Raw genomic sequence first — 11,800 nt, 5'->3', positions numbered from 1 at the left:
GATCCACTGTGGCAGTCACTGCTCCTCCTCCCCGGTGGAGGAGCCGCGCACACTCCGCGCCGCATCCAACTCCTCTGTCAGCAAGGCACGTTGCTCTTCAAGCTGAGGGGTTCGCCGGGCGTACACGTGGTCGAAGAGGTCCAGTGGGGCAGGGGACGGATCCGTGGCGAACCGACTGCGCAGGTCCTCCGCCATGTCTTCGGCTTCCTGTCGGATCCGGTCCACCCCGGCGTCGTCCAGAAGTCCGCGCTCGCGCAGGTGCTGTTCCATGCGCATGACCGGGTCCCTACGGTTCCAGAACTCGACTTCGGCCGCGTCGCGGTAACGGGTGGCGTCATCGGCGTTCGTGTGTGCGTCGATGCGATACGTCACCGCTTCGACGAGGGCCGGCCCGCCGCCTTCACGAGCGCGCTCAGCGGCCCGCCGCACCTCGCGGTACACGACCGCCGCGTCGTTCCCGTCGACCAGTACACCCGGCATGCCGTAGCCGATCGCCTTGTGAGCAAGGCTGGGCGCGGCACTCTGTTTGCTGAGCGGTACGGAGATCGCGTAGCCGTTGTTCTGGACGAAGAAGACCACGGGAGCCTTGTAGACCGCAGCGAAGTTCAGCGCCTCGTGGAAGTCCCCCTCACTGGTGCCACCGTCCCCGACCATCGCCAGAACGACGAGGTCGTCCCTGTGCAGAGCTGCGGCGTGCGCAAGGCCCACAGCGTGCGGGGTCTGCGTAGCCAGGGGGGTGCTCAAGGGGGCTATGCGATGGACGCGCGGGTCGTAGCCGCTGTGCCAGTCGCCCCGCAGAAGCGTCAGCACGTCCACGGGGTCGACGCCCCGGACGAGCAGGGCCAACGTGTCCCGGTAGGTGGGGAAGATCCAGTCCTGCCGGTCCAGGGCCAGGACAGCGCCCGCCTCGCAGGCTTCCTGCCCGGTCGTCGACGGGTAGACCGCCAGTCGGCCCTGCTTGGTCAGCGCGGTCGCCTGGAGGTTGTAGCGGCGGCCCCGGACCAGTTGCCGATAGAGCTCGAGCAGGACAGAGGCATCGAGGGACTCCGTGCCGGACACGTCGTCGATGAGGCTCAGAGGCTCTGCGGAAGGCAGCATCGCCGCCACTTTGACCTCGTCGACACCTGGCGGATCAAGAACTGTCATGTGGATGAGGCTCCTTCGGCCGGGTCAGTAGGGGCGCCGGTGTTCCCGCTCCAGCATTCGCGGCGGACACAGGCCGCGGCAGTCGGCCGATACGGCTAGTACCTCGGCTCTAGCCTCCGGTGCCGCGCACCTGCGACGGCTCACCGGACCGCCGCCGATCGCTCCGCGGGAAGTGCCGCGATGGGTCGTCGATCGTCTGCGGGCCCGTCGTGGCTGGTCGCGCCCACGCGGCGGAGCCGCCCATCGACGCAGCCCCGCGCCCCTTCGGGCGCTGCCGACTTCACCAGGGCCGCTTAGAACTCCGGGACTAGACAGGTGGTTCTACTGCCAACTGGCGACTACCGGTGCGGTGGTGCGGACTCCACGCTGAACGGACCCGGCCGCGACCGCGCAGAGTCGCGGCTCTCCCAGCCAGGAGGACATCCATGAGCAGTGCAGTCACCTCCCGACTCGTCGTCGGCGACCGTTTCCGCGACTTCGCCGAGGCCGTCGGCGCCGAGACCTTCTCGGGCCTGACCCGTTCACTCGACGCGGGCGACCTGGACACGCTCCAGGGTCCGGTGCACGTGGTCACCGGGCAGGGCATCGGGGAGTTCGAACTCTCCTACCTCCGCGACGCGATCACGCGTCGGCAGTTGGACGACCGCGTCGTGCTGGTGCACTCCACAGCGCTACCCGCACGCCGGCAGGAACTGCACAAGGCCCGCGAGGACAACGTCCTGGTCGCCGGTCTCACGCAGACCGACGACCGTACGTACGAGGCTCAGCTGCGGCTGCACGACCACAACGAGATCCTCGTCGACGTGCAGGACCGGGTGCATGTACAGGGCATGGTGGCGATCGAAGCGGCCCGCCAGATGTTCCTCGCGGTCGTCGAGCACTACTTCACCGCACGCTGGCCGCAGCAGCGCTACTACATCGTGCTCAACTCCATGAACACGACGTTCTCGAACTTCCTCTTCCCCGTGGGCGCCACGCTGCGGCTGACGGTGGACGAGTCCGACCTGTCGGAGCCCAGCCGGCTGACCGTACGTACGACGGTGGAAGTGGAGCAGGCGGGGCGTGCCGCCGCCGCGGTGACCATCGACGCGGCGGCCTTCGCCCCCGGTCTGCTGGAGGAGAAGGAGCTGCGGCGGGCCAAGGGTGCGGTGGCGAGCGCGGTGGACGCGGCTCTCGCGACCGCAACCGTCTGACGTGAAACTGCCGGTGCAGGACATGAAGGCGCCCCTCACAGAGGCACAGCTCTGCCACAGCGGGCAGAGGTTCGCCTATCTGGGGCCGGAAGGAACCTTCACCGAGCAGGCCCTGCGATCGCTCCCGGAGGCCGGAGGGTCCTGGTTGCTGCCGGCCGCGACGGCCGCACAGGCCCTGGCGTATGTGCGCAGTGGAGCCGCCGACGCCGCCATGCTGCCGGTGCACAACACGGTGGCCGGACCGGTCCCGGACACCTTGCGCGCGCTGGTGGAGTCACCGTCACCGGTCGTGGTGAGGGAAGTCGTGCTCGATGTCGAGTTCGCGCTGCTGGTGCGCCCGGGGACGCCGCTCTCGCGGGTCCTTACGGTCAGTGGGCATCCCCACGCGGGGACGCAGGTGCGTCATTGGCTCAGCAGCCATGTGCCGCACGCGCGGTGGATCGCGGCGCCGTCCAACGCCGAGGGCGCACGCCGGGTCAAGGACGGCGAATGCGACGCCGCGGTGGCCGGACTCTTCGCCGCGGCGCGCTACGGCCTGGAGGCCGCCGGCACCGGGATACAGGACAGCTCCGGTGCCGCGACGCGCTTCCTGCTCTGTGCGCACCGCGGCGCCGCGCGGGTCCCGGATCCCGGCTACGCCCACCGTACGTCGCTGATCGGCCGCCTCCCGAGCCGGTCGGGTCAAATCACCGTGCAGTTAGAGGAATTGAAGAAGCACCCTTTCCTGCAAGAGGTTTCCCTGCACGTTGTCCACGACGGCCCGGACAGCCGCTTGCTCCTCGCCGACTGCCCGGGCCGCATGGACCGGCCGGAGACCGCGCGAGCCGTGGGTCTCCTGCAGTTGAGCCTGCCGGGGCTCCGATCCCTGGGGTCGTACGTCTCGGCGCATCCCGTGATGTCCCCGTCCGAACGGAGCAGGATCATGCCCGGCAAAGCCGCCGCGCAAGCCGACTTGTCCGTGGAACCCGCACCCGGGGACGTCACCCGGCTGAGGGAAGAGATCGACGCCCTGGACCAATCGCTCATCGGCGCACTGCAGCAGCGGCTGACGGCGTCCAGGCAGATCCAGCGTCTGCGCATGGGCGGTGGCGGTGCACGGATCGACTCCGGGCGTGAGCACGCGATACGCGACCGGTACACGCAGACCCTCGGTGACGGTGGGAGCGCGGTCGCGGACGCCGTACTCGAGATGTGCCGGGGGCAGGCCCCGAGGTGAGCCGGCCCCCGAGGACGGCACAGCGGTCGTCCGGTCTCCGTCGCGGTCGTGAGGGTGTCCTCGCGGCCGCGACGGCCTTGTTCCGCACCCGGGGCTACGACGCCACGAGCATGGGCGACATAGCCGAACACGCCGGAGTGACCAAGGGCGCCCTGTATCGCCACGTCAGCAGCAAAGCGGAATTGCTGTGTGCCGTCACCAGTCCGATGCGGGCGGCTGTGTTCGCACTGCTGGGCAGCAGCGCGCAGGCACGGGGCAGGGGCGTCGACTCGCTCGCCGGACTCCTGCGCGGGCTGGCCGACGTGGCGGCGGACGACCCGGCCGGGCATGCCCTGCTGTGGGCGGCGCGCGGCACAGCTGCGGGTGACGACCGGGACTCGGCCTGCCGCGAAGCGGTGTTCTGGCGGCTGGTCGACCTGCTGGAGCAGGCCATTGCGGAGGGCGACGTACGCGACGACATCGCGCCCCGGCTCAGCGCCCGACTGCTCCTGGGCGCCGTGGCGGGGACGAACTGTCTCCCGGGCGAGCCGGTGGCGCCCTCGAATTCTGCGGTCGATGTCCTGCTCGGTGGCCTGCGGCCGACGTCAGTGGCCTGATCAGGCCCGCGGGAGCGCGGACCGTATGGCCTGCCTGAGCCAGACATGCACCGGTTCGGTCTCGTGCCGGGGGTGCCATGCCTGACAGATGCCGATGGGTTCGGTCTCGACCGGAAGGTCGAACACCTCGATGCTCACGGACTTCTGCGCGCTGACCGCGAGGGATCGGGGCATCGCGGTGACGAAGTCGGTCAAGGGGAGCATCAAAAGGGCCTCACCGTAGTCGGGCACGGAGGCGATGACGTCCCGGCGCAGCCCGAGTTCGCGCAGCGCGACATCGATGGGTCCGGTCATGCGGCCCTTGCGTGACACGCTGACATGCCGTGCCGCGGCGAACGTCTTGGCGGTCACCTCGCCGGACAGGAGGGGATGACCGGTTCGGGCCACGCCCACGAACTCGTCCTGGAAGAGCGGCTCGATGCGCAGTTCCGGAGAGGGCTCGTCGATGACGCCGACTTCGATGTCCACCGCACCCTCCCGCAGTGGTGCGTTGCCGTGGCTGCTCTCGACAGTGAACGTGAAGCGGGCCAGGGGTACCTCCTGGATCGCCCGGCGCAGCAGGGCCGGTGCGAGAACAGCCGCGTAGGCATCATCCGCGACGATGGTGAGGGTCCGGCTGACCTGGGTGAGGTCCTCCTGCTGGCGCGGGGTGAGGATGTCCTCGGCCGCGCGCATCAGAGCGCGGACCTTCGGCTGAAGCTCCAGCGCTCTGGGCGTGGGGACCAGGCCACGGCCGGCCCGGACCAGTACGGGATCGCCGAGAGCCCGCCGGATCTTGGACAATGCCCGGCTCATGGCGGGCGGCGAGAGCGCCAGCCGCTCGGCCGCACCGGTGACGCTGCCCTCCTCCAGCAAGGCGTCCAGAGCCGGCAGCAGCCGCATGTCCACATGCGGTGCCAGCAGGGTGGACATCTCCTCGCTCCAGTCACGGTGCGCCGGGCTGTCGGCATCGGTTGCGGTCACTGCTTCTCCCGGGGAGCGTTCTGTTCGCTGACGGGCCGACGCAGCCACAGCGTGACCAGGAGCGAGGCGAGCAGCAGAATGACCCCGACCACGCGCAACGACTCGGCCATGCCCGTGGTGAAGGCCTCGCGGACCTGCGCGGAGAGACGATCCGCCGGGGCAGCGCCGGAACGTTCGAGACTGCTCAGCGCGGAGCCCAACGCCTGCCCGCCTGCGGCATCGTCCTGAAACCGTCGAAGTACGGCCGGAAGTGCGTCGGCGAACCGGGTGTTGAGCAGCGTACCGAAGACGGCGAAGCCCAGAGCCCCGCCGATCTCACGACTGAAGCTGTTGATGCCCGAGCCCACTCCGGCCTGGTGCGCGGGAAGAGAAGTGACGACGGCCTGGGACAGCGGCGGATTGGACAGCCCCGACCCGACGCCGACCACGATGATGCACCCCGCGTACAGGACGTAGGGCGTCGAAGGGCCGCACAAGGAGAAGAGTCCGAGCCCCACCACCACGACGAGCAGCCCGCAGGCGACGACGGGACGTGAGCCGTAGCGGTCGGCCAGCCGCGCGGACCGCGGGGAGACGAGAAAGATCACCACGGCCAGCGGCGCCGTGCCGAGCCCCGCCAGAGCCGCCGGATAATCCTTCACATTCATCAGGTACTGGCCGTTGAGATAGAAGACCGAGTACATCGCGATGAAGGACACGACGATACCGAGCGTCCCGGCTCGCATTCCGGGATGGCGGAACACCCTTGGGTCGAGCAGCGGTTGTTCCCGGCGGATCTCGTATCGGATGAAAAGGGCCAGAAAGCACAGGCCGGCAATGAATGCCACCAGGACGGCCGGTGAAGTCCAGCCGAGCTCGGTTCCCTCGATGATGCCGAAGAGCAGCGCGAACACCGAGACGACGAGGATGAACACTCCGCGCACGTCGACGGAATGGTGGTGCCGCTCGACACGGGGCAGGAATTTCGCGGCTACGAAGAGGCCGAGCGCGGCAAGCGGGGCGGCAACGGCGAACAGGGCCTGCCAGTCGAAGAATTGGAGAACGGCGCCGCCCACCATGTTGCCGGCCACCCCGCCGCCTCCGCTCAGCGCGGTCCACAGCGCCACGGCATGACCGCGCCGGTCCTGCGGATAGCAACTCATGAGCAGCGGAAGGCTGTTGGGCAGGACGAGTGCGGCGCCCGCTCCGGTCAGGGCCCGTGCCACGAGCAGGAGGGCGACGGACGGGGCGACCGCGGAACCGACGGATCCCACGATCATCAGCGCCAGCCCGCACAGGAGCGCCCCTTTGCGCCCGAAGCGGTCGCCGATGGCACCACTGGGGATCAGAAGACAGCCGAAGACGATCAGGTAGCTGTCCACGATCCACAGCACCTGTGTCGCGGTCGGGTGCAGCGCGCTCGTGGCCAGTCGGCCGACGGCCAGGTTCACACTGGCACCCAGACCGAACACCAGCATGACGCACATGCCGATGCCGGCGATGGCCGCTCGCGGGCCACGCCGGGCGCCGCCCGGCGTGGCCGTGTCCTGCTGCGCCGGGCGGGTGGGTCCGGGGACACTCACGCGATGGCCCGCGTACGCGCGTCCACGAAGGTGGAGAGTTCCAGCCCCTGCCCATCGGTGATGCCGACGGAGACGTAACCGTTGGCGGAGTCGCGGACGTGATCGAGGTACGGACGGGCCGCGGCCGCGAACTTCTCGGTGTCGTCCGCGTGCACCAGGGAACCCGGGCGAAGCCGAGGTTCCGCCGCCTTGATCACATCGAGATAGAAATCGGCCCACCCGTCAAGGTAGAGAAAATCGATCTGCTCCGGGAACGTGGAGAGCACGTCCACGGCTTCGCCCTGGATCACGTCGGCTTGCTCGGCCACCCCAGCAGACTTCAGATGCTCCCGCGCGGCCGCGCACTTCTCTTTGTGCAGGTCCACCGTGTACAGCTTGCCGTACCCGTTGTCCCGTAGAGCTGCCGCAATGTGAATCGCGGTGAACCCGTAGGAAGTTCCGAACTCGAACACCGTTTGCGGGCGAATGGCGCGCACGCAGGCGTACAGCATGCGGCCGATATTTTCCGGCGCTGCATAGTATCCGCTGGAGCATGCTGCCACCAGATCTTCCGGTGTCCACGGGGATACCCGGCCGCGGATCTTTTCAAGGAGTTTCGGCTGTTCTGTAGCGTCTACTCGCTGCTGCTCCTTCAGGATGCTTTCAAGAACGTTCCGGGTCTGGGTCGAGAAAAGGGTGGGCGTCGTGGTCATGGATTCCTCTCCTTGAGGTCAGCGGGTTGGTTCTGCCAATGGCTCGGGCAGCCCGAAATTCGGTATCCGGAGCACTCCAGAATTCACCCTGATGAAGGGCTGGATCAGGAGGTCCACTCCTACGAGGAAACAGACCGTGCCCATTCCGATGGGGCCGCCCATGATGAGTCCCGATGTCATTAGACCGACTTCGATGAGCCCTTTCGCTGCCCAGAAGGGCCAGCGCCATCGAGCGTTCATGGTGATGGCGAGCAGATCGATGGCACGGATGCCGAACCCGCTCATGATGATGAGGGCCGAGCCGTAGGCACACAGGAGCACGGCCAGGGTGAGGATGCCGGTCGCGGTGATGTGCAGGCCGTGCGCGGGGTCTGACCAGCGGAGCAGGTCGATGATGGTGCCGCAGAAGAAGAAAGTGAAAAGCGGTGAGAGCAGCGGTCTTTTCCGCGTCCAGGCCGCCACGATCACAAGGCAGATCACAGCCACCGCAGTCTGCGATATCCCCACTGTGACAGGAATGTGCCTCATCAGGCCGAGCGCGAACACATCGAGCGGATCCGTTCCCATGCTCGAATGAATGAAAAGATAGGCACCGGCCGAGAAGATCAGGCAGCCGGCTGAGTAGATCCAGTACTTGTTGCGCCGTTCTCGATTTAAGAGCATCGGCTCACCTCCCCGTAGGGAATAAGTGGTACGGCGGAAGACTTTCGCTTCCGCTGTCCACTCTAGGGTGCCGGGGGCGAGTTAATCCAGTGCTTTCCGTGCATCGTACACTTTCACTAAGTGGAATCGGCGACTCGTTGACGTCCCCCTGATGGGGCGCCGCGCCTGGCAAGCGTCCGACAGCTCCCGCACGGAATATTTTGAGAAACGTTCAGCTTGCAACTATTTCCTGTGATGTAACCCACGTTTGAACGGATTACTTGAGCCTGGACTATAGGATGATGTCGTAAGGCGTAATCTTTGCGTGACAGGGGGATACATGTCTCTGAGGAAGTCTCTGATAGTTCGTCCGACTTCCGAGGGAGTTTCTACTGACCGAGACCTCAGAAACGGGGAGTCCGGTGAAGGAGTCGGGCAGACTGCACCTGTTCTCACGCCCAGGGAGCGACAGGTTCTGGACGGGATCAAGGAAGGCTATTCAAACAGGATGGTCGGAAGGGTACTCGGTATTTCTGAGCGCACCGTAAAAGTCCACCTGCATTCAATTTTCATCAAGTTGGGCGCCAATTCGCGCACGGAGGCCGTCATCGCGGGGATCCGCAACGGCTCCATCAGCCTGCACTGACGGTTGTGTGCGAGTGGCCCCCGACAGATACGTCGGGGGCCACTCGCACACAACCGTCAAAGTTGGCCGACAGGGTGCCGGCGCAGTCGGCCTCAGGCTCCAGGTTCAGTGGAGGCACACTCGCGGGCCAGCGTGAGGACGAGCCGGGCCGTGGTGTCCACGAGCTCCTTGTCGATCGGCTTGCCGAACACCAGAACCCGGTAGTACAGCGGCCCGAGCAGCAGATCCACGAGATGGTCGACGAGCCGGTCGTCGACGATGGTGCAGTCAAGGGTGCGTGCGAGGAGCGCGCCCAGGCCGGCGACGTCGCGCTCGCGTTGGTCCTGCAGGAAACCGTCACGCAGCGAGGCTGCAGTTTCCTTGTCCAACTGGGCATGCCCGAGGAGAGCCTGCATCACCTGGCCGGCCGGTTCTGCGAAGAAGTCGGCCACGCGCTGAAGGTGGTCCGTGAGGTCGTCCTCGGGGCTGCCTTGGCCGGTACGCCACTCCAGCGCCTCGCGGGCATCGTCGGTGAGTGTGTCGAGGAGGATGTCGACCTTCGACTTCCACCAGCGGTAGATCGTCTGCTTGGCCACGCCGGCGCGCTGGGCGATGCCTTCGATGGTCAGGGCGGCGAATCCTCGCTCGACCAGGAGGTCGTCCGCGGCGTGCAGCACCGCGAGCCGGACGCTCTCGCTGCGTCGAGGACCGGTTCGGCTGACGACGGGGTGCTGGTCGCAGGCCGGTTGGGGTTTCCGCGTGGCGCTGATGGTTCCTTCAACCTTTCGGGTTTTCGAGTCGTGCGGGTCCCTGAATTTTGGCACGGCCGGGTTCACCGAGATGCGATGTGGGCGAACCGGCTCATGCGGCTTTGCCGGCGGGACGTACCAGGCTGAGCAGTACGCCTAGTGCGAGTGCGGCCACCACGGCGCTGAACGTCTCGCCTGCGGGGCGCAGGCCGGTCTGGCGGATCAGGACGCCGACGCCGATGGCGGGCACCGCGAGCATCGAGTACAGGATGGCGAAGAAGGTGGAGACGGACGCGCCCCGGTGCTGTGGTGCGCTGCGCGTGGTGATGCTGCCGATGCCGTGGCCGACGGCGATGCCCGTCGCGAGGCCGTTCACGGCGGCCCCGACGAGCAAGGGGGCCAGGGTGCTGGTGGCCATGGCCACGGCGATCAGGGCGGCGGCGGCGATCAGGCCGAGGCAGGCCACGGGAAGTGCGGTGCCGGGCTTGAGCGTACGGACCAGAAGCTGGCCGAAGGCCGTGCAGGCGAAGGCGATGAAGACCACGAGCCCGGTCAGGGAGTGGCTGGACTCGTTCAGCACGGTCCCCACGAACAGCCCCGTCACGGCGGTCAGTACCCCGAGTACGGCGAATCCGGCACCGCCGGTCATTGCCGAGCGCAGGAAGTCCGAGCGTATCTCGGCGGGAACGTGCAGAGGCTGGAACTGAAGCGAGAAGCCGGAGCGGTGGTCCGAACTCTCACCATGCAGCAGGACGCCGAGCGCGCCGATGGCCGCGAGGACGAGCATGACGACCCAGGGTGTACGCAGCGGGGACGGCGCGAGATCCGCCAGGATTCCCGCCAGGAGGGTGCCGCATGCGAGTCCGCCCATGTTCGCGAACAGGGCGAGGGTGGCGGGCTTGACCCGGCTGTTCTGGCCGAGCCGTTCCGCGAGAGAGGCAGTGGCCGCACCGGTGACGAGGGCTGCTGAGAAGCCTGAGACAACCCGCGCGATGAGCATCGCCGCGACGTTCTGCGCCAGTATGAAGACGCCCGCGGCGCATACGGAGAGCAAGGTTGCGGCGATCAGTACCGGACGCCGTCCCACCTGGTCGGAGAGCCGCCCGAAGGCGAGCAGGCCGACCACGACGCCGAGGGCGTAGACGGCGAAGACCACGGTGACGGTGAACGGGGTGAAACCGAAGGCGTCTCCGTAGAGCGGGTAGAGCGGTGTGGGTGCCGTTGTGCCCGCCATGGTGATCCAGAAGGCGAAGGCCACGCTGAATACGGCGAGACCGCTGCCGCGGGCCCTTGTCGAGGAGCCTGGCGGGCTGACGGCGCGGACGGTCGAGTTCCCCACTGAAGTGGCCTCTCGTGAGTGTGGATGTAGAGCGAGCAACGGGAGGGAAACACAAGACAAGACTTACCGTTGCGTCTACTCACGGAGACTAGACTAGTCGTCGCGTCTATTCAAGGAGGGCCGTTCGCACCGTGGGTCCGGTCTGGTCGGCCACCGAGGACCGTTCCGAGCCGCTGGCGTCCGGTCGCCGGGAGTCCCTGCGGGTCGCCGACGAACTGGGCGCGCGGACGGTCGCGTTCCCGGCGGTCTCCACCGGCGTGTACAGGTGGCCGATGGAGCATGCGGCTCGTATCGCGGTGGAGACGGTGCCGCTCAGCTAGGTCGGTCGCACACTCTGGTCGATGAGTAGATGCGCGCGTGCGGTGGCGAACAGCTGCTTCTGAGTCGCCAGTTTTCCGGGGGTGGCCGCGGTGTCGAAGAGCAGCTGATAGACGTGGCCGGCCTTGCCCGCGACGAACAGCTCGACGCGTTTTCGGGGTTCGTCCTGACCGGCCCAGTGGTAGTCGATCTCCAGCCAGAGGGCGTCCTTGCCGTTCTGCCGGGTCGGGTGGGTGACGACCTTGAGGTCGGCCATCCGGGACACGGACGTGTCGCGGTACCACTTGAGCTGTCCGGCGCCGGCTGCCTTCGGCGTCGACCCGTACGACAGGTCCCGCTTGAGGCTCATCGCGTGGTTTTCGTCCGGGGAGCTCCAGTTGCTCTGGATGTCGCTGTCGACGTCCTGAGTCCAGCTGTCGGGGAGGGCGAAGGCGGCCCTGAGGTCGGGTGCGTCGACCCGGCGCCAGCCGCTCGGGAGCGCGGAGGATGCTGCCGTCGGGTCGGTCGGCGGCGCGGTCGACGCGGACCTGTCCGGTGCTGCCGATGCCGCGGCGGCGCCGCCGGCGGTAGTGGGCCGGTTGCCCGATGGCGAGCCCCCGATGAGCGGCACGCCGAACATCGCCAACAGGAGGCCGACGACGGCGGTGGCCGCGGAGACCAATGCGGCGATCTCCCCCACACTCATCCGCCGCCCCGAAGGCGTCCCGTCCCCCGCACCGCTCACTCGGGTCCCCTCTCCGTGTCACCCGCCCCGGTCGG

At 67.6% G+C, this 11,800-nt stretch carries 12 protein-coding genes and 1 pseudogene; 5 read left to right on the top strand and 8 right to left on the bottom strand.

What is annotated here, in order from left to right; genetic code table 11:
- Positions 1 to 15: 15 nt before the first annotated feature.
- Entirely contained in the window at positions 16 to 1,146 is a 1,131-nt protein-coding gene (gene pdhA, locus ACIA8X_RS10325; RefSeq protein ID WP_393445351.1) for a pyruvate dehydrogenase (acetyl-transferring) E1 component subunit alpha, read from the bottom strand.
- Positions 1,147 to 1,571: 425 nt separating this feature from the next.
- Here pdhA and ACIA8X_RS10320 point away from each other — a divergent pair, with 425 nt between their 5' ends.
- From ACIA8X_RS10320 to ACIA8X_RS10310, 3 genes are read left to right on the top strand one after another with little or no spacing between them, the layout of a single operon-like run.
- Complete coding sequence (locus ACIA8X_RS10320; RefSeq protein ID WP_393445348.1) at positions 1,572 to 2,339, top strand: AfsA-related hotdog domain-containing protein; 768 nt, start codon at positions 1,572 to 1,574, stop codon at positions 2,337 to 2,339.
- 1 nt (position 2,340) lies between these two features.
- Complete coding sequence (locus ACIA8X_RS10315; protein WP_393445345.1) at positions 2,341 to 3,555, top strand: chorismate mutase; 1,215 nt, start codon at positions 2,341 to 2,343, stop codon at positions 3,553 to 3,555.
- Complete coding sequence (locus ACIA8X_RS10310) at positions 3,531 to 4,151, top strand: TetR family transcriptional regulator (protein ID WP_393445343.1); 621 nt, start codon at positions 3,531 to 3,533, stop codon at positions 4,149 to 4,151. Before ACIA8X_RS10315 ends, ACIA8X_RS10310 begins: the two co-directional genes overlap by 25 nt.
- Here ACIA8X_RS10310 and ACIA8X_RS10305 read toward each other — a convergent pair whose 3' ends face one another.
- Genes ACIA8X_RS10305 through ACIA8X_RS10290 form a run of 4 tightly spaced genes read right to left on the bottom strand, consistent with a single transcriptional unit; the run spans position 4,152 to position 8,031 of the window.
- On the bottom strand, positions 4,152 to 5,114 hold the full coding sequence (locus ACIA8X_RS10305) for a LysR family transcriptional regulator (protein WP_393445341.1): 963 nt from the start codon (positions 5,112 to 5,114) through the stop codon (positions 4,152 to 4,154).
- Positions 5,111 to 6,676 (bottom strand): MFS transporter, encoded by a 1,566-nt coding sequence (locus tag ACIA8X_RS10300; protein WP_393445338.1) that lies wholly within the window; start codon positions 6,674 to 6,676, stop codon positions 5,111 to 5,113. Before ACIA8X_RS10300 ends, ACIA8X_RS10305 begins: the two co-directional genes overlap by 4 nt.
- Positions 6,673 to 7,368: an O-methyltransferase gene (locus tag ACIA8X_RS10295; RefSeq protein ID WP_393445335.1), complete on the bottom strand. Its 696-nt coding sequence runs from the start codon at positions 7,366 to 7,368 to the stop codon at positions 6,673 to 6,675. Before ACIA8X_RS10295 ends, ACIA8X_RS10300 begins: the two co-directional genes overlap by 4 nt.
- A gap of 18 nt (positions 7,369 to 7,386) precedes the next feature.
- Positions 7,387 to 8,031 carry a YitT family protein gene (locus ACIA8X_RS10290; RefSeq protein WP_393445333.1) on the bottom strand — a complete coding sequence of 215 codons (645 nt, stop codon included), beginning with the start codon at positions 8,029 to 8,031 and terminating at the stop codon, positions 7,387 to 7,389.
- Between the two features lie 319 nt (positions 8,032 to 8,350).
- On the opposite strand from ACIA8X_RS10290, the gene ACIA8X_RS10285 reads away from it, so the two are divergent.
- Positions 8,351 to 8,656 (top strand): response regulator transcription factor, encoded by a 306-nt coding sequence (locus tag ACIA8X_RS10285; RefSeq protein ID WP_393445331.1) that lies wholly within the window; start codon positions 8,351 to 8,353, stop codon positions 8,654 to 8,656.
- 92 nt (positions 8,657 to 8,748) lie between these two features.
- Here the strand turns inward: ACIA8X_RS10285 and ACIA8X_RS10280 are convergent, their stop codons facing one another.
- Positions 8,749 to 9,312: a TetR/AcrR family transcriptional regulator gene (locus ACIA8X_RS10280; RefSeq protein WP_393445329.1), complete on the bottom strand. Its 564-nt coding sequence runs from the start codon at positions 9,310 to 9,312 to the stop codon at positions 8,749 to 8,751.
- Between the two features lie 184 nt (positions 9,313 to 9,496).
- Positions 9,497 to 10,642 (bottom strand): MFS transporter, encoded by a 1,146-nt coding sequence (locus ACIA8X_RS10275; protein WP_393445327.1) that lies wholly within the window; start codon positions 10,640 to 10,642, stop codon positions 9,497 to 9,499.
- Positions 10,643 to 10,845: 203 nt separating this feature from the next.
- Here ACIA8X_RS10275 and ACIA8X_RS10270 point away from each other — a divergent pair.
- A pseudogene (locus ACIA8X_RS10270) lies at positions 10,846 to 11,031 on the top strand (macro domain-containing protein); the annotation flags it as partial.
- A gap of 8 nt (positions 11,032 to 11,039) precedes the next feature.
- Here the strand turns inward: ACIA8X_RS10270 and ACIA8X_RS10265 are convergent.
- Positions 11,040 to 11,765, bottom strand: a complete 726-nt coding sequence (locus ACIA8X_RS10265; protein WP_393445325.1) for a hypothetical protein — start codon at positions 11,763 to 11,765, stop codon at positions 11,040 to 11,042.
- Between the last annotated feature and the right edge of the window lie 35 nt (positions 11,766 to 11,800).

The sequence above is a fragment of the Streptomyces sp. NPDC051738 genome (assembly GCF_044453205.1).
In the GTDB taxonomy this organism is placed as follows: domain Bacteria; phylum Actinomycetota; class Actinomycetes; order Streptomycetales; family Streptomycetaceae; genus Streptomyces.
This window is presented reverse-complemented; position numbering and strand designations above follow the sequence as displayed.